20 protein-coding genes are annotated in these 15,646 nt (G+C 60.8%); 6 read left to right on the forward strand and 14 right to left on the reverse strand.

Annotated features, from left to right (window positions below; all coding sequences use genetic code 11):
* Together B5X73_RS11765 and B5X73_RS11770 are read left to right on the forward strand one after the other, a co-directional pair.
* Positions 1-562: integrase core domain-containing protein (locus B5X73_RS11765; protein ID WP_139382763.1), on the forward strand; the 562-nt coding region annotated here is incomplete at its 5' end.
* A 140-nt stretch (positions 563-702) separates the two neighbouring features.
* Positions 703-978 (forward strand): hypothetical protein, encoded by a 276-nt coding sequence (locus B5X73_RS11770; RefSeq protein WP_079521839.1) that lies wholly within the window; start codon positions 703-705, stop codon positions 976-978.
* An 81-nt stretch (positions 979-1,059) separates the two neighbouring features.
* Here B5X73_RS11770 and B5X73_RS11775 read toward each other — a convergent pair whose 3' ends face one another.
* The 10 genes from B5X73_RS11775 to B5X73_RS11825 all read right to left on the reverse strand — a co-directional run bounded on the left by B5X73_RS11775 (position 1,060) and on the right by B5X73_RS11825 (position 7,978).
* Positions 1,060-1,404: a hypothetical protein gene (locus tag B5X73_RS11775; RefSeq protein WP_079521840.1), complete on the reverse strand. Its 345-nt coding sequence runs from the start codon at positions 1,402-1,404 to the stop codon at positions 1,060-1,062.
* A 260-nt stretch (positions 1,405-1,664) separates the two neighbouring features.
* Positions 1,665-1,952: a hypothetical protein gene (locus tag B5X73_RS11780; RefSeq protein WP_079521841.1), complete on the reverse strand. Its 288-nt coding sequence runs from the start codon at positions 1,950-1,952 to the stop codon at positions 1,665-1,667.
* Positions 1,953-2,061: 109 nt separating this feature from the next.
* Positions 2,062-3,207: a zonular occludens toxin domain-containing protein gene (locus tag B5X73_RS11785; protein WP_079521842.1), complete on the reverse strand. Its 1,146-nt coding sequence runs from the start codon at positions 3,205-3,207 to the stop codon at positions 2,062-2,064.
* Positions 3,204-3,509 (reverse strand): DUF2523 family protein, encoded by a 306-nt coding sequence (locus tag B5X73_RS11790; protein ID WP_079521843.1) that lies wholly within the window; start codon positions 3,507-3,509, stop codon positions 3,204-3,206. Before B5X73_RS11790 ends, B5X73_RS11785 begins: the two co-directional genes overlap by 4 nt.
* Before the next feature lies 1 nt (position 3,510).
* A complete protein-coding gene (locus B5X73_RS11795) occupies positions 3,511-4,233 on the reverse strand; it encodes a hypothetical protein (protein WP_079521844.1) in 723 nt (240 codons plus the stop codon).
* Positions 4,234-5,082: 849 nt separating this feature from the next.
* Positions 5,083-5,346 (reverse strand): hypothetical protein, encoded by a 264-nt coding sequence (locus tag B5X73_RS11800; RefSeq protein WP_176167823.1) that lies wholly within the window; start codon positions 5,344-5,346, stop codon positions 5,083-5,085.
* Positions 5,347-5,561: 215 nt separating this feature from the next.
* Complete coding sequence (locus tag B5X73_RS11810) at positions 5,562-5,831, reverse strand: single-stranded DNA-binding protein (protein WP_079521846.1); 270 nt, start codon at positions 5,829-5,831, stop codon at positions 5,562-5,564.
* Positions 5,832-5,877: 46 nt separating this feature from the next.
* Positions 5,878-7,104: a replication initiation factor domain-containing protein gene (locus B5X73_RS11815; protein ID WP_079521847.1), complete on the reverse strand. Its 1,227-nt coding sequence runs from the start codon at positions 7,102-7,104 to the stop codon at positions 5,878-5,880.
* 130 nt (positions 7,105-7,234) lie between these two features.
* Positions 7,235-7,438, reverse strand: coding sequence for a hypothetical protein (locus B5X73_RS11820; protein ID WP_079521848.1), 204 nt, complete (start codon positions 7,436-7,438; stop codon positions 7,235-7,237).
* Positions 7,439-7,654: 216 nt separating this feature from the next.
* Positions 7,655-7,978: a hypothetical protein gene (locus B5X73_RS11825; protein WP_079521849.1), complete on the reverse strand. Its 324-nt coding sequence runs from the start codon at positions 7,976-7,978 to the stop codon at positions 7,655-7,657.
* Between the two features lie 845 nt (positions 7,979-8,823).
* Between B5X73_RS11825 and B5X73_RS11835 the strand changes: the two genes are divergently transcribed.
* Complete coding sequence (locus B5X73_RS11835) at positions 8,824-9,324, forward strand: TolC family protein (RefSeq protein ID WP_079521851.1); 501 nt, start codon at positions 8,824-8,826, stop codon at positions 9,322-9,324.
* Here the strand turns inward: B5X73_RS11835 and B5X73_RS11840 are convergent.
* The gene (locus B5X73_RS11840) at positions 9,308-9,604 is read right to left on the reverse strand and encodes a YciI family protein (RefSeq protein WP_079521852.1); all 297 of its coding nucleotides are present in this window, start codon (positions 9,602-9,604) and stop codon (positions 9,308-9,310) included. The genes B5X73_RS11835 and B5X73_RS11840 overlap by 17 nt on opposite strands.
* Before the next feature lie 82 nt (positions 9,605-9,686).
* Positions 9,687-10,493, reverse strand: coding sequence for an SDR family NAD(P)-dependent oxidoreductase (locus tag B5X73_RS11845; protein WP_079521853.1), 807 nt, complete (start codon positions 10,491-10,493; stop codon positions 9,687-9,689).
* Between the two features lie 426 nt (positions 10,494-10,919).
* Here B5X73_RS11845 and B5X73_RS11850 point away from each other — a divergent pair, with 426 nt between their 5' ends.
* The 3 genes from B5X73_RS11850 (at position 10,920) to B5X73_RS11860 (ending at position 13,746) form a co-directional block, all read left to right on the forward strand.
* Complete coding sequence (locus B5X73_RS11850; RefSeq protein ID WP_079521854.1) at positions 10,920-11,909, forward strand: AraC family transcriptional regulator; 990 nt, start codon at positions 10,920-10,922, stop codon at positions 11,907-11,909.
* Between the two features lie 716 nt (positions 11,910-12,625).
* Positions 12,626-13,447, forward strand: a complete 822-nt coding sequence (locus B5X73_RS11855; RefSeq protein ID WP_079521855.1) for a MipA/OmpV family protein — start codon at positions 12,626-12,628, stop codon at positions 13,445-13,447.
* A gap of 20 nt (positions 13,448-13,467) precedes the next feature.
* Positions 13,468-13,746 (forward strand): hypothetical protein, encoded by a 279-nt coding sequence (locus B5X73_RS11860; RefSeq protein WP_079521856.1) that lies wholly within the window; start codon positions 13,468-13,470, stop codon positions 13,744-13,746.
* Positions 13,747-13,750: 4 nt separating this feature from the next.
* Here B5X73_RS11860 and B5X73_RS11865 read toward each other — a convergent pair whose 3' ends face one another.
* Together B5X73_RS11865 and B5X73_RS11870 are read right to left on the reverse strand one after the other, a co-directional pair.
* Positions 13,751-14,887 carry a sensor histidine kinase gene (locus tag B5X73_RS11865; RefSeq protein WP_079521857.1) on the reverse strand — a complete coding sequence of 379 codons (1,137 nt, stop codon included), beginning with the start codon at positions 14,885-14,887 and terminating at the stop codon, positions 13,751-13,753.
* Between the two features lie 62 nt (positions 14,888-14,949).
* Positions 14,950-15,636, reverse strand: a complete 687-nt coding sequence (locus B5X73_RS11870; protein WP_079521858.1) for a response regulator — start codon at positions 15,634-15,636, stop codon at positions 14,950-14,952.
* Positions 15,637-15,646: the final 10 nt, after the last annotated feature.

Genomic DNA, 15,646 nt, shown 5'->3' on the forward strand with positions numbered 1-15,646 from the left:
GCAGTTGAATCGCCGCCGACGCGGCAAGAGGCGTGTTCCGACGCGCCACCCGCTACCGTTGGTCGCTGGCGAAGCGATCAATGGCAGCTGGTCGGTCGACTTCATGTCTGACGCGCTCTGGGACGGTCGCCGATTCCGAACGTTCAACGTTATCGACGACTTCAGCCGCGAGGCACTCGCCGTGGAAATCGATCTCAATTTGCCTGCATCGCGCGTCGTTAGCACGCTCGAGCGCGTCGCTGCATGGCGCGGCTACCCATCAAAGCTTCGTCTGGACAATGGCCCCGAATTCGTCACCTTGGCGCTCGCAGAGTGGACAGAGCGCAAAGGCATCAAGCTCGACTTCCTCGAGCCCGGACGACCCATGCAGAACGGCTTCATCGAGCGCTTCAACGGAAGCTTCCGGCGTGGTGTTCTCGACACGCACGTCTTCCGGAACCTGACCGAAGTACGCGAGCAGGCGGAGCTTTGGCTTGCCGGGTACAACCGCGAGATACTGCACGACAGCCTCGGCGGGCTGACACCCGCCGAGTTCAGGCAGCAAAACGACCCGGCAAAGTAGGTTTGTGGTTGGCACTAACTAACGGGGGGTCATACGAAGACGTCGTGCACGATTTTACATAATATACATTATGCGAACAGTTCGCGAATGGTTGACACGAGGTCTACGTAACCTGTACCGCCGACAGAAAGGACATTCTGATGCACTCCAGTGCATGGCGGCTTGACGGCCAAGACCTGATCAACCCCGAAGGTCGACGCATCCCCCTCCGCGAGATCCAGAACTGGGCCATGGCCCGCCACGATGGTCGACAGGACATCCAGACCGATAAGTGGCGAGGATGGCGGATCGTACAGCAATACCTAGTTCCACCTGGACGCACGATGGCAAATGGCGGCATCAGCCTCGGCGCGATCAAGTCGCTAGTCTTCCACGAGGAACAAGAGCAGGTTTTGCGGGCATTGGATGACGCATGAAAAAAGCCCCGGCCAGTGATGGTCGGGGCTTCTTCGTTGGTGAGGTCGCGAGCGTATCCGCAGGGGGAACCCCTGCACCCCTCACTGCGAGCCCGTCATCACGACGCCCACTGTCGGGCCGTCCGAAACGCCATACGGCGCGACGCACCGGACGCCACCGGGCCACGGCTCGATGACGTGATCATAGGTGCGATACACCACGCCAGCGATACACTTCGCTCGACGCGCCTCAAGCGCATGCATTGCCGCAGCCTCGCCCCACGTCAAGCTGGCACGCCTCTCTGAAACAGGCCTCACGACGACGCGGCTCGACGACTCAGGCCGCGGCGACGGCACGCCGAATGACCGATGCCAGATCGCCCAGTAAATCGGCACCGACGCCAGGACAAGCAACGCGGTCAGCGCGTAGTAGACACCCGATTTCATAGAACCCTCCCTGTTTCGCGGGATTCTATACCGGGGGCGGTCAGGAACGAAAAAAGCCCGGTAAGTGATGGCCGGGCTTCTTCTTTGGTGAGTCAGAGAGCGTATCCGCAGGGGGGAATCCCTGCACCCCTCAATGAGCTGCGCGTTGCCTACGAATGCGCCAGAAGACGTATTGCATGCCCATCGTGAAGAAAAGACCCACACCACACCACTCGGTAACGCTCATCACGACCACTCCTTTTCCGTTATGCCTCGATGCGTTACGAAAAACGATTGACCGCACGCGTCAACAGCGCAGTCAACTCGTCACTGGTGCAGCCAGCCTTCGCCCGCGCTTCCGCCTCGATAAGATCACGAAACGTCGCAGCGAGAAGCTGCAAACCCGGGTCCGCGCTTACTGCAGCGATCTGCTCTTTCGCCTTAACACGAGCACGATGGAGCCGCTGACGCTCCGCGTTAGATAGGGCATCCGCCTTGCGTGGACGACCACGACCCCGCTTAGCAGGGCCGAGAAGGTCGAGGGTGCCGGGGTCGCGGTTATCTTTCATGAGCCTATTATCCGTTACAGTAACGAATAATGCAAGAACTATTTTACGTTACCGTAACGTATATTCGGCATGAATTACTGTACTGAAATCGCCGATCGACACCTAGTAATTACCTGCCAGCGGAGGCAGCTCGCGCCGGAGCGGGAACGCCCCTCGGCAACAAAGACGGCACGGCCGCCAAGGCGACAACAGGCTCGGAGGCTTCAGTGGTCGACGGCTTTACAGCCCGTTCTTCACGGTCGTGATCGTCCTGGCGACGCTCAGGCTTGAACGGGTCGTAAGCCGGACCGTTCTTAGCGACGTTGAGGCAGATATCCATGGGCATCGTGTAACGAGTGCCCTGCTCCGTGATGCAATGGCAGTCGCTATCGTCCCCCTTCGCGATGCAGTACACCTGCGGGTGAGTCGTCACCTGCTGCCCGTCGTAGAGCGGCGCACTCCACGGCTGCGACGGGATGCGAGGCACCTGAGCCTGCACGTATTGACCCGGGTTTTCCCATCGAACCGGTGAGCCTGAAGAACGCTTTGCGGGCTCAGCCGGTAGCGGCCCCTTATCACTTGGACGTCCGTCATCGGCAGCTGCGATCACGTCGCCGGGAGCGTGCTTGGATGCCTGATACTTGCGCCAGATGACCACGACGAAAGCGGCAAGGATGAGAAAGCAAACGATGGAGACGACGCCCCAGATGCGAGCCTTCACCTGCGACGACGAACGCTTAGCGCGCTTCGTGTGCATGGTGGCGGACTTGTAGAACTGATAGAGGTGCGCCGGGTACTTCCATTCGGAGAACTCGCCCTGACTACGCAGCGCGTTTTCCTGCACGTCATCGTGACACTCGCGCCACTCGTACCTGAGCGCGCTCTGTTTTGTATAGGCGACCAGGTGAATGTGCACATTGACGAGCTTGCGTATGTTCGCGTGCACGAACGTCGGATGCTGAGTCATAAGCACGATATCGATACCGTCGTGCCGGTGGGTTTCCATCTCGATAATGGCCTGCGACGGATCACCGCCGCGCGACGCACGCCAGTAGCGCTGCGCCTCATCAACAACGACCAGCGAGTCCTTCGCGCACTGCTTGTGCCATTCGAGGACACCCGAATCGTCAAGGGGAAGCACGCCGGGAAATGACTGGCCGTCGATATTCGCGGAGTAGATGAGGCGACCCGGGTGCTCCCTGCCCCACTTCTCGATGAGTTCCATAGCAGAGAGCGTCTTGCCCGACCCAGGCGTGCCCGTAATGAGGTAAATCATGCGGTCTTTCCTATGCGCGAGAGAACCATCTTCGTGCCGCTGGCAGAAGCGTAGGCAGACAGTACGATGGTTATGGCAACGTCGACGTTGAGATACGCGAGCCAAGCGATGATGCCGCCGCCAAGGCCAGACACGTGCTGCTGAATGGCCGCGATAAGCGGCTCAGTGACGACCTTCTGAGCGGTGAACTTGATGCCCAAAAACAGCATGCCGGTGAGAACCCACTGGCCTACGCGACTGAAAATCAGGCGCGAAAGGGCCGAACCGACGACCTCGATCAACGGAAGCAAAAACGGAGGCATATCAACCCTTCCCGGAGATGACGCGACCAGCGATGAGCGCAGCCGCAACGTAAGCCGCGAACAGGACAAAGGCGGCGAGCATAGGCGCGGTTTCGCAGATGCCGTCCGAGTTCATGATGTTGTACCCATTGAACTCAAGGGGAGTGAAACCGGGACAAGCTCCACGACCGCCGAGAAAACCCGAGCTATCGAGGTTGACCGTTCCGTTGCCGCCGTCCGTGTCGGTGAGATCAGCAAGATCCGACTCCTTGCCAGTGCTCTTATCCGCAGTGCCGAGCTCGTCGGTGATGCCTTGGCGAAAACAGTTAGAGCGATGCGCCTCAAGAGCCATCTGCGCAAGGAGCGGATCGCCCGAAGTCGCGGGGTCAGCTCCACACGGAACGCCGGTATACGCGTCGTTGCACAGCTTGCCAGCCGTGCATTTGGTGGTGCCATCGCCATTGTCACCGTCACCATCGCCGGTACCGGTGCCACCGCCAGAACTGCCGTCGCCACCGGATGATCCGCCGGGCGTAGTCGTCCCACCGTTGCCGCCAGTGCCGCCGCTGCTGGACGACGTGCCCTGATAGGTCCCGGTCGTGATGGTGATGCCGCCACCAACGCCGGAACCGGTGAACGAGCCACTGCCCGTCTGCTGCTGCTGAGGGTCGGTTACAGGCGGATTGGGAGGCGTGGGCGGGGGCTGGCCTGCGTCACCCGCGCAAGAAGCAGCAGAGCCGTTCACAGAGCATGCGGGGGGCTGTTGAGGGGGTGCCCCACCGCCGGGGTCCGTAGGACCGCTGACGCACGTCTGGGCGCCCGAGCTACTCACCGAGCAGAACTTATTCGAATTGGGGTCGTAACAGGAACCACCGCTGCACAACTGGGGAGGTTGCGAGGCAGGTGGCGGAGGCGTGGTGTCCCCGCTGCAAGTGTTGCCGGTCGGCGCGAACGTTCCGGAAGTGCGACCTACGCTCGGTTGGCCCGTTACGCTAACAGTAATGGTGCCAGGTGACTGCGTAAAAACAAACTCGCACTTGTCGGCGCACACAGTGCTGCCACTGACGTAACCGCTATCCCAGATCGTGCCGCTGGGCGAAGCGTGACTCTTACACTGATTTTCCGGTGGCGGGCACGCTGCGTACGGGTAGACAGAACCGAGCCAAGTCGATCCAGCCGCGTAAGTGACCTTGACCTGATATGCGGGATTGCCACCGCTTGTGGCAGAGACGCACGAGCCTACGGTGCCCTTACCGTCGGTATATCCGTTAGCGGCAGTCATGCACTTGTTGTAGGCCGTCGCCTCAGATGGACATGTGGATGTATCGGCAACCGAAGGGGCGACGACGGCGAACGAGGCGACGAAAAAGAAGAAGGAACCGCCGAATGAACGCGCTAGCGACGACAGACCGCGAGCGCGAAGAGGACGTAAGCCATGAATACGATCCAGCCTGTCATGCGCGACACCGTCGTTGAGAATAGAGTGGGGGCGGCGGCGGCGGGGGGCAGCAAGCTGCACCCCCCGGGTGCCGACGCCGCCCCAATTGCAAAACATGCGGGCGATCGTGCGAATGGCCGTGTTCGCCCACATTGCTTACGCGCCCGAACGCGGGAGCTTGGAGCCCTTGACGCCGATGCGAGCACCGGTCATCGCAGCCGACACGACGAGCGCGGCGGTGAGGCCAGCGGCGATGTAAGCGAGCGCTTCGGTGGTGTCGATGCTTTCACCGGCAGCGAACGACGGCGCGACGGACGCGAGCGAGGCGACAGCGACGAAGACCTGACCGGTCTTGGCATCGACGGACGACTTGATCTTGGAGCCGAAGCGACGGGCGAGGTTGATACTGTTCTTAATCATGGTGTTTCTCCGTTGATATCACATGGCCCGATCTAGCAGTTTGGCTGCCCAGATGGCGACGAGGCCGGTCATGATGGCCCCGCCGAGCATCGCGGCATCCTGCACCGACAACGTCGGGAGTAGCGTTGGCGGCGGCATCCACGCAGTTTGCGTGCATGTATTGGTGCCTACGTCGAACTGGACGCAGGTGAGGTAGTTCCCCGCGCCCTGCTCCATTACGCGGCGTTCTTAAGGCGTGCCGGGACGAGGCCCAGATCGCGAGACACTTCGAGGCCGTAGCGACCGACGTTGAACGGTGTCGTGACCTCATAGGTGCCCGCCTTGTAGCCCTCGTTCCCCTCCGGGAGCGTGAGCTTCGTAATCACGGGGAAGCGACCGACACCGTGGACGACCACTTCCTGCTCGCGAAGCTCATACGGCTTACCGGTGCGCTGACTGGTGCCCTTGCGGACCTTGACGATCTCGGACTCGACGACAATTTGCATGATGATTCTCTCTGTGTGTATGGACGTCTATTTGACTTTTATGCCGTCAGAACGGCGCTACGAAGGCGTGCCCGGTTTCTTCCCGGAGCAGCGTCAACAACGATTCGCGATCCCCACCCTTGCCCTTGAATCGCCCAGGCATCGAGTTGCGGAACACGTTTTCTTTAAACCAGTCCTCAGCAGAAGGGCCGAGCGCGGCCCACATCAAGTGCAGGAGAGGCCCGCATTGCTGCTTTAGGAAACGCTTTGCGCCTTCGACGGTGGCGTCGACCTCACGCCGCGTGTACTCGGGCCTAGCAGCCTCGGCGTGCTGCACAACCGGAAGACGCGTATCGAGGATCGCGTAGGCGCCACGGAGAAAGCGCTCCGGGAACAGCAGGACGTCGAGCGGGATCACCCCGTTATTCGCCCAGAGGCGCAACTCAATGCGCACCCACGGGGACTCGGTATCGCCGAGCTGCTTGCCCTTTTCGTACGCGCAAAGCTCCTTACGGCCCTTGCCGCCGACGTACACCGTGCAGCCCTTATTCGAGCCGTGGTCATCGATAAAGCGAGTGGAAGGCGGCTTGCCCTGCCCCGCGAACGCACCCGAGCGAGCTAGCTCGTTGATCTGATGAATGTCGAACACAGAGCCACGGAAGTCGTCGAAAGCGACGTCGACGCGGCTGATGTGCGCGTACAGCGCTTCCGCACGCTGCTTGACCTTCGGCCAGTCTTTGACGATGCGGCAACCCGCACCCGTCAGGGAGACGCACCACGTATCGCCGTTACCACCCACACCGAGGCGACCCATCATGTTGCCCTCGGCGTCGGTGATGTAAGCCGAACGACGGTAGAACTGCCACGGCTTGGCAGCGAGGGAGGACACCTTGAACCCGCTGCCCGGGAACAGGAAGCCAACGACCGTCTTGCCGTTCTGGCCGGCCTGCCCTGCCGTTTCCTCAGGAAACACCAGCGTCAGGTAGTCGTGAGAGACCTGAAAGGCGGGATCGCCTGTAGCACCCTCGAGGGAACCTGTTAGGCCCGTGTTACTGATCGGGCCTTCTGGGCACGGCTCCGCCTTGTGTGCCGCCTCGACCGCAACAAAGTCCGCCCACGACACGTAGTCGACGATCGGAGACGAAGGGATGCCCTGCACTGGGGTGCTGCGCAGAACGACGACAGGGAGCGCCGCAGCACGTCCACAGAGCACGCGCACATCGAAGCGCTTGGCAGAGACGACGCGGTGGTAATCGTTCGGTTCGAACGCTTCCGGGAGCCCACGACGGATCATGGGCACACCCCAAATAGGCAGGAGCCAGTCAGCCGCAACGCGAGCGACACACCCGCGAAGAGGGCGAACAGAGCGACGTAGCCGCCGAGAACCATCGCAAAGACGGCCACCATCTGTTCAATAGCGTCCCTCACGGGAGCACCTCGCGCTTCGCCCAGGTGAATGCTGCGGAGGCGTACAGGGCCGCATTGCGCTTGTGCTCGGCGGTACCCACGAAACGCTCGCGAACCGTGCCGGTGCGAGCGACGTTGTCGGCGAGGATGAGTTCGTGCTCGCACGACCGACCGAGGGCGACGATGCAGTCGCGGCGCTGGGTCTCGGTGAACGCGATCATTTATGCCTCCGAATCCATGCGTAGCAGGTGGCAAACCAGACAAAGAAGAACGCCATGACGAGAAGAATCATGAGCGCGCCCGGAAAAACCGAGCCATCGCACGGTCAAAGCGACGCCAGCGAGGCGTGCGAAGAAGAAACGAGAACATGAAGTCGTACGTCGACCGGGCGAACCACGCCCCGATGAAGCCGCCGACGACGGATGCGAGGAACGCGATCATTCGCCGACCCTCAGGCGATCACCGTTTTCATCGAGGTCGTCCGTTTCGTAAGGAACGCCCTCATAGCCGCAGCTGTCGCACTCGACGGATTCGCCGGGAGAGTCGGGGTAGACGGTCTCACCGCACTTGCGGCAGACAGCGACGGTTCCAACGTCGTCAAGGCGGTCGTAGTAACGACGGGATTCGACGCCTTCGCGGGGGAGCTTCGACGAGGTGACGCCGATCCGAGCACCCGTCCATGCGGCGGACAGGACGAGAGCAGCGGACAGCCCACCGGCAATCCAACCCAGCGCGTATGCGATATCAATCTCGGTCGCCATCAGAGCCACCCTGCCCGCTTGAGCTCCGCGTTACGGCGGAGGACGGCGGAGACACGGGGGACCGTGAACCATGCGGCGAAAGCCGCCCACGACGCGAACCATGCAGTGAGAATGACCATCTAAAGCCCCTGTCGTGTTCTCGCCCTGAGAACATGGGGCGTATGTATACTCCCCGCGAACACAGCTTGTCTACAGGGCGAGAACATGAACTACACGAATCAGCTGCTTGACAAATACCGTGAGGCGTGCTCGCTAACGACAGATATGTCGGCGGCCGCGAAGCTAGGCGTCAGCCGTGGAACGGTCTCAGCATGGCGACATGGCAACAGGCACGCAGAACCTGAGAGCGTCGAGACGATGGCGAAAGCCGTAGGCTTGGATCCGGAGGAGTGGGTTCTTCGAGTGCAAGCAGACCGAGAATCAGCAATCAATCCAAAGCGCGCACAGGTGTGGCTTCGATGTGCTACGAGGATTTCGGGTACTGCGGCGGGCATCGCGCTCGCATTCGGCTTAGCCGTCTATACGCCTAAAGCAGACGCTATTTCGCAGAATAGTGCCAATTTTACGAAACCTTGGCCTATATACATTATGCGAATAGTTGATAAAGCTTCGCAGGCAATCGACACGTACCATGAGGTCGACACTTACCACACCGCGAGATCTTGAACTGGGCCATGGCCCGTCACGATGGCCGACAGGACATTCAAACGGAAAACCGGTCAATGATGGCCGGCCTTCTTCGTTGGTGACTCCGCGAGCGTATCCTCAGTGGAAACCCTGCAGCCTTATCGGCGATCGCGTGCAAAGGAGTACGCCTCGCGGGAGGTGGCTCTCAAAGCGATCTAATGAAGGCGCGCGACGCGGTCGATTTCAACGCGGCGCAGCGCGACGAAATGGACGCGCAGACCAAGGCTGCGGCCACCGAACCCTGGATCGCCAGCGCTGATGGACTTGTGCATCCCTGGCTGCGCGAGGACGCGTGCATTCCGGATCTGCTCGGCGACGATGAGGATGCCTGGGTGTCGCAGATCGACGATCATTGCCCTGCCCTGCGCGCTGCCGCCGCAGCGATTGGCGCCGCCGACACGGAGATCGCCAAGCAGCGAGCCGGGCAGCAGCCCACCCTCGATATCGTAGCGACCTATGGCAATAACGATCAGGATGTCGGCACCTTCCCCGGCCAGTCCGGTTATCGCATCAGGACGCTCACGCTCGGCCTTCAGCTGAACATACCGCTGTACTCCAGCGGGACCCAATCGGCCAAGGTGCTCGTGGATGCACCGCTCGTGAGGGCTGATCGTCAATTCGCGTGCGGACGGTCTTGTGCCGCTACCCTCTCGCTTTGAGGTGGGGCATTAAGAAGTGCTCGTAATGACCCACTCCCGCAAGAACAATGGGATCTTGGGATGTTAGAAGCACGATGTCTTGATCATCTGCGACGCTATAGAGCGACACGCCGTAGCCACCGCTGTCATCTAAGACGGGGCCGTGCGCAACGATGATACGCCTTTCCAGCAGGTCATCCAAAAACGCGCCGTGCTCAGCCATGAGTTCTCGCTCCTTTTTGGTCATCGTCGTGAGAAAGTCCGAGCGTGGAGGGATAAATTTGCAGAGATAGTTCTTCATGTAATTCTCGTTTTCACGGCTAAGCGGCGCTCGGGCGAGCCCGTCAACCCACTGATTGACGGTGGAGCGTCGGTATTTCGACTCACCTGGCCGCTTTGACACTCTTGAGGATCGATCCCTCAAAGATTTTTGGTGCGTACGCTTGAAGAAATAGGATCATTCCCGTCATCTTTCCAACGGGGTTGCTGAACCTAGGCGACTTGCCGGAGATTATCTTTGCAATGGTCGTAACGACGGCGCCAGGCTCTTCGGCTTCATCGATTCCTTTTTGCGTCACCGCACGAACTTGCCTGCGGTACGCGTCGTAATCTGCAATGCTATTACCAACCGATGTAACAGCGTTTTCACCCAGACTGGTTTTAAACCAAACTGGTTCGACGACGCTAACCTTGATGTTGAATTGGTTGAGCTCGAAGCGGAGTGCCTTGAAGTATCCTTCGACGGCGTGTTTTGATGCAGAGTAGAAGGAAAGATTCGGGGGGCCAATCAGACCCACGATGGAGCTGACCGTGACAATCTGACCACTCTTCTGTTTTCGGAAGTGAGGGAGGAGCGCGTTGGTGATTTTGACTGTCCCCCAGAAATTTGTCTCGAATTGCTGCCTTCCGACATCGAGAGGCGTCTCTTCCGCGATACCTGTGACCATGTATCCCGCATTGTTAACCAGTACGTCGAGACGCTTTGTGTAGCCAAACAACTCTTGGATGAACGCCTTTATTGAGCTGTCGTCATCAAGATCAAGACGCAACAGTTTGAAGGGGACCTTGCCAGCATACTTCTCTGGTTGCCGGCTCGTGCCGATCACGTCGTAGCCATCCTTCTGTAGCTTGGTGGCCAGGAGCAGGCCGAAGCCCGATGATGCACCGGTAACGAGAACCGTCTTTTTCATTGTTTAATTTCCGTTAATGGGAATAATCAGTCCTGCGGCCCAACCCTGGGGTGCTCAGCGCTCCAGCACACGTCCCGGGGTGGGAAGGCTGATATTCGCCGCGAACCTGAATGGCTGACCGGACATGCGTGTTTCATGGGGCAAAGAAATAGACGACCGTCAGAAGTGCGGAGCGGCGACACGCCTGCTAATCCACTGCCATTGGCGCCACTGTGCCCGCAGTTCACGCCAATCGCTCTAGCGAAATGCGCCAAAACTTTTGCGGAACGCGCCAATATGCGTCACAGCTGGTTGGCGCGATCTGCTATTGCGACGGCATGATCCGCTAAATAATATGGCCCGGTGAATACAACAAGAAGCGCGCCAAAACGTGGCCGGTTTGCGCACGCGCTCGATTACGCGATATGGCCAGGGTGGCGATTGCTCATGCAGGACGCGGGGCTCGCGGCCGCGCCGGTGTTGCGACGTGCACAGCTTCCCGGCGACCTCTTCGCCCGGCAAAACGTTCGCTTGGACCAAGAGAGTTTCTTCCGTCTCTGGACAGCCATCGACGAGGAGGCGTCATCGATCGATCCAGGCTTACCGGCTGCGCTGCAGATAGCGAAGGTAATGTCCTCGGACTGGTTCGATCCTGAACTCTTCGCTGCTCTTTGCAGCCCGAACATGGACAGTGCGCTCGGCCGGATTTCTAAGTATGTCAGGCTGATCGCACCGATGGTTATTCGGGTGGATCGATCAGGAGAATACACGACGGTGTGGGTCGATTTCCTTGATCGCACTGCTCCGCCACCGAACGTGTTCCTAGCGTTCAAGCTTGTCTTCTTCATTCAACTGGCACGCTTAGCGACGCGCACAGCGGTACGCCCCGTGCGCGTAAGCTGGCCACTTAACTCGCGATCAGAAGAGAATGCTCTGGCTGCGTATGAAGCGTATTTTGGTGTGCCCATTGAGCACGATACCTTAGCAACGCTGGTCTTTTCAAACGAAGACGTCGATCGGCCATTTCTCACAGAGAACCACAAAATGTGGTCGTTCTTCGAGCCTTCTCTGCGGCAGCGTCTGGTCGACTTAGATCGCACGGCGAGTATGTCCGATCGGGTGCGAAGCACGTTGCTCGAAACGCTTCCTGCCGGCGAAGTGTCGATGCAAACGGTGAGCCGGCGGCTCGCCATCAGTGCGCGCACACTACAACGCAAGCTTCGTGACGAGGGGACGTCGTTCCAGAGGATTTTGGATAGTCTCAGGGAGTCGCTGGCCCGCCATTATCTTCGCCATTCTGAGCTTTCAAGATCAGAAATATCGTTCTTGCTGGGATTCGAAGACTCCAACTCTTTCTCGAGAGCTTTCCATCTTTGGACCGGCAAGACGCCGCAGGCCGTACGTTTGCAGAACTCTGACGATGATGTAGATCATTGAACCTTACGTATACGGCGCGGTTAATCGCCATATAAGTGGTGAATGGTTACAGGACATCCTGTCGATCCTTTGCTGCGACGCGCATTAATCGCAACCATTCTGCCCAGCAGTTCGGTACGAAGCCCAGCCTCGACTCCCAGATGCTATTACTGTCCGAGCACTCCTAGCACGTGTTCGCCGTTCAATAGCGAAGTAGACGACGCCCATCAGCAAGATGGTGCCGATCGTCTGGCGCACTGCTATGTGCTCGTTCGCGAACAGGGCACCCACCACCAGAGCAACCACCGGTGGGATGTAATACACCGAAGCGGCCCCCAGCCGTCCGGTCGTCAGGATGTCACCGCGTCGGGCATCGATGTAGGCGTCGGTCTTTAGCGACTGCAGCTTAACCACGGCGCAGCCACTGAGGACCTGACAGACGAGCGCGACGAGCAGCAGGCAACCCCCGGCGTGTCGACGTCGGTGACGACTCTGACTGAGCCAGCAGATAACCCTTCTTGGGAGGAGGGTGCGTCGAGAATTGATCAAGACCGAGGCGTGCGCGAACGCTTGCCGTTGCGCCCTCCATCAAATCTTGAAGGTTCGTGAAGAGGATCTTGAGGATCGCCCCCTAGCCTCTCCCGGTCGCATCACGCCGCTGGCCTTTGGGGCGTGTCGCGAGGCATTCGCACGACCGATGTGCTCCCCTTCCCTTCCCTCATCGCCAGGACCTCCCGATGAATCCGTTCAGACCCTCCCATGCCGCCTGGGTGATCACTTCCCTGGGCTTGGTCACCGTGTCCCCGCTGGCCAGCGCTCAGGACCATGCGTCCACCACGCCCGCTACCGATCCGAACGCGCTGCAGGCTGCGGTCGGCGTGGTCGCGGTCAATGCGCCCCGCTATGCCGGATCGGACCGGGACCGCGTCCAGTTTATTTCCGCTGCCTCGGTGTCGAAGGGTCCCTGGTTCGCGGACACGCTGCGTGGCATCGGTGCTCAGTACCAAACTGAGAGCGGTTTCTCCATCAGCGAAGCGTTTCACTACGACTTCGGGCGCGTGGAGCGGGACAGCAACCTGCGGCCCGGTTCGAAGTCCCTGCGCGGGATGGGCGATGTTCCCGGCTCGATCGTCAGCCGTACCGTCGTGGCGCAGCAGTTAAATCGCCTGCTGTCAACGAGTGCGGAAGCGGAATACTCGCTCAGGAACGGCACACGCCGCGCTCGCTACCGCGCGGGTGCGCAGTTCGGGCTGATCCAGCAGGACGCGGACATCCTGACCTTCAATATCGACGTCCATGGCGGCAATGCGGCCTTCAACCGCGCTTATTTCGGGGTATCGGCCGCGCAGAGCGCACGGACACGTTTCGTTGCGTACCGAGCGTCGGGTGGACTGTATGCCTATTCGGGCAGTCTTAACTGGACACACGTGTTCAGTCCGCACTGGTCGTCCAACGTGATCGTTTCCGGTGCGCGCTACATCGGGCAAATCGATGACAGCCCGATCGTTGCCCGTCGCACCGCCTTGACCTCGGCGGTGGCGATGAACTATTCGTTCTGACGCGTTCCCGGAGGTAAGCCGTGGCGAATGCGAACCCCGTGCTGACGGCGACCTACGATTTCCTGGATGCGCTCGAGCGCGACGACTGGTTTACCGCACGGCGTCACTGTCACGCGGTTCGCGACAGGGCGCGCGCCTGCGGCGATCTGGCCGTTTCGGCGGCCGCACAGGCGGTCGTGAAGGCGCTCAGCGCGACCGCGCAGGACGATGCCGCAGCCCGCGGAAGGACCGATGCGGTCGCCCGCCTGGCCCGGGCGGTCGCCGCGTGTATGGAGCCGGATGGCGAAGGCCGCGGTTGAGCCCTTACCGCGGCGCCGCGCTGCGCCTTGGCAGGCTGATATTGACTTCCAGGCCTCCGTCGACCCGGTTTGCGGCCTGAATCATCCCGCCATGGGCTTCCACGATAACGCCGGCGATCGACAAACCCAGCCCGCTGCCGCCGGAATGTCTGCCGCGGGAATGTTCCGCCCGCCAGAAGCGATCGAAGATGCGTGGCAGTTCCTCGGCTGGCACGCCCGGTCCGCGGTCCTGGATGATGAGGCGAGCCGTGCCCGACGAGGCGCTGAGGCGCACCGTCAGCGCGCGGCCGGACCCGGCATAGCGGACCACGTTCTCGATGAGGATGGAGACGACCTGTCCCAGGCGATCACGGTCGCCGTACCAGGGCGCCGAGGAAGGCACCTCGACGCGACTGACGATGCCCGCTGCGTCCAGCGCCGGGACCGACCAATTTATCCGATCGCGAATCAGCTCCGTCAGATCGAACTTGTCCTCGCTCAGACGCAACTCACCCGCGCGTGCCACGGACAAAAAGTGCAGGTCCGAGACCAGACGATTCAACTGGACCAACTGGCGAAGGATCATCGCCAGCTGGTCGGGCTGCGGCTCGAACACCCCATCGAGAATGCCCTGCAGTCGCCCCATCGCGGCATTGAGCGGCGTGCGCAGTTCATGCGCCAGGATCGCACTGGAATCCAGCACCTCCCGCTCGTAGCGCGAGAGCTTCTCGCACATCGCATTGAAATCCTCGGCCAGGCGGTTGAGTTCGGCCGGCGCGTTGGGTACCAGCTCCGCACGGGACGAGAAGTCGCCCTGGGTCACCCGTCTGGCCGTGGCGGCGACGATGGAAAACTGCCGCGACAGCGGGCGTGAGGTGACAAAGCCGAGCACTACGATCAGCGGTATCGAGGCAGCCATGAGCGCGTAGAACAGCAGCCAGTCCGCACCGAGAATGCCCGGGACCACGTCCTGAGGCTGGTAGTACTGCCGCAGGTAGCCCCACAACTCCTGCTCGTGTTGCGCAGGCGATGCGCTGATCGTGCGAATGCGTTCAAGGGTGGCCGGGGGGATTTTCTGTTCGGTCAGATAGGTTTCTGTCGCGAAGCGCAGCCACATGCACAGGGCGATGAGGGAGACGACGCCAAGCGCAAGCAAGCTCATGCGTACGGCCACCCAGCGCCACAGCGAGTGGGGCCGAATAGCCTTAGCACGGGCTCCCCCGCTCATCGGTAGCGGTACCCGACCGAACGCACGGTCACCAGCACGCCCGTCACGTCGACCGCTTCGAGCTTGCGCCGCAGGTTATGCACGTGGGTATCCACCACGCGCTCCAGCGCATCGCTGTCCGGCAGGCACGCCTCGAGCAGTTCGGCACGCGTGAAGGCCTTGAACGGGGTTTTTATCAGCATCGCCAGGATGCCGAACTCAGTCGGGGTCAGGTCCAGCACGACGGTGCCGCGCGTGGCGTGCGCGACCGTCGCCGTGACCGATTCGGTATCCACCGTCACCGGGCCTTCGACAAACGAGAGGGTCGCGGGCGCGAGCTGCACCGCGCGACGCAACACCGCATGCACGCGCGCGACCACTTCGCGCGGGCTGTAGGGTTTGACGATGTAATCGTCGGCGCCGTAACGAAGGGCGCCGATCTTGTCCGGCTCATCGCCCAACGCGGTGAGCATGATGACGGGCGTCTGGCTGGTCCGCCGGATCGTGGTGAGCACATCGGTCCCGCTGACGTGGGGAAGCATGACATCGAGCAGCACGATATCCGGATGCCACTGCGCATGGGTCTCAATGCCTCGCCGACCATCCTGGGCCACATGAACCTCAAAGCCGTCCTTAAGGAGATAAGCCTGGAGGATGCTCGCACTGTCGGCGTCATCTTCCACGACGAGCACGCGTCGCGTCATCGTTCGCTCC

Origin of the sequence: Luteibacter sp. 22Crub2.1 (assembly GCF_900167995.1) — a bacterium.
Classification (GTDB): Bacteria; Pseudomonadota; Gammaproteobacteria; order Xanthomonadales; family Rhodanobacteraceae; genus Luteibacter; species Luteibacter mycovicinus.

Bases quoted from the DNA above. Each gene is read 5' to 3' on its own strand.
- B5X73_RS11845 (WP_079521853.1), bottom strand. From the start codon at position 10,493: ATGAAAAAGACGGTTCTCGTTACCGGTGCATCATCGGGCTTCGGCCTG.
- B5X73_RS11865 (WP_079521857.1), bottom strand. From the start codon at position 14,887: ATGAGCTTGCTTGCGCTTGGCGTCGTCTCCCTCATCGCCCTGTGCATG.
- B5X73_RS11785 (WP_079521842.1), bottom strand. From the start codon at position 3,207: ATGATTTACCTCATTACGGGCACGCCTGGGTCGGGCAAGACGCTCTCT.
- B5X73_RS11840 (WP_079521852.1), bottom strand. From the start codon at position 9,604: ATGAAGAACTATCTCTGCAAATTTATCCCTCCACGCTCGGACTTTCTC.
- B5X73_RS11815 (WP_079521847.1), bottom strand. From the start codon at position 7,104: ATGATCCGTCGTGGGCTCCCGGAAGCGTTCGAACCGAACGATTACCAC.
- B5X73_RS11855 (WP_079521855.1), top strand. From the start codon at position 12,626: ATGAATCCGTTCAGACCCTCCCATGCCGCCTGGGTGATCACTTCCCTG.
- B5X73_RS11775 (WP_079521840.1), bottom strand. From the start codon at position 1,404: ATGAAATCGGGTGTCTACTACGCGCTGACCGCGTTGCTTGTCCTGGCG.
- B5X73_RS11870 (WP_079521858.1), bottom strand. From the start codon at position 15,636: ATGACGCGACGCGTGCTCGTCGTGGAAGATGACGCCGACAGTGCGAGC.
- B5X73_RS11810 (WP_079521846.1), bottom strand. From the start codon at position 5,831: ATGCAAATTGTCGTCGAGTCCGAGATCGTCAAGGTCCGCAAGGGCACC.
- B5X73_RS11790 (WP_079521843.1), bottom strand. From the start codon at position 3,509: ATGCCTCCGTTTTTGCTTCCGTTGATCGAGGTCGTCGGTTCGGCCCTT.
- B5X73_RS11850 (WP_079521854.1), top strand. From the start codon at position 10,920: ATGCAGGACGCGGGGCTCGCGGCCGCGCCGGTGTTGCGACGTGCACAG.
- B5X73_RS11825 (WP_079521849.1), bottom strand. From the start codon at position 7,978: ATGGCGACCGAGATTGATATCGCATACGCGCTGGGTTGGATTGCCGGT.
- B5X73_RS11835 (WP_079521851.1), top strand. From the start codon at position 8,824: ATGAAGGCGCGCGACGCGGTCGATTTCAACGCGGCGCAGCGCGACGAA.
- B5X73_RS11820 (WP_079521848.1), bottom strand. From the start codon at position 7,438: ATGATCGCGTTCACCGAGACCCAGCGCCGCGACTGCATCGTCGCCCTC.
- B5X73_RS11800 (WP_176167823.1), bottom strand. From the start codon at position 5,346: ATGATTAAGAACAGTATCAACCTCGCCCGTCGCTTCGGCTCCAAGATC.
- B5X73_RS11780 (WP_079521841.1), bottom strand. From the start codon at position 1,952: ATGAAAGATAACCGCGACCCCGGCACCCTCGACCTTCTCGGCCCTGCT.
- B5X73_RS11770 (WP_079521839.1), top strand. From the start codon at position 703: ATGCACTCCAGTGCATGGCGGCTTGACGGCCAAGACCTGATCAACCCC.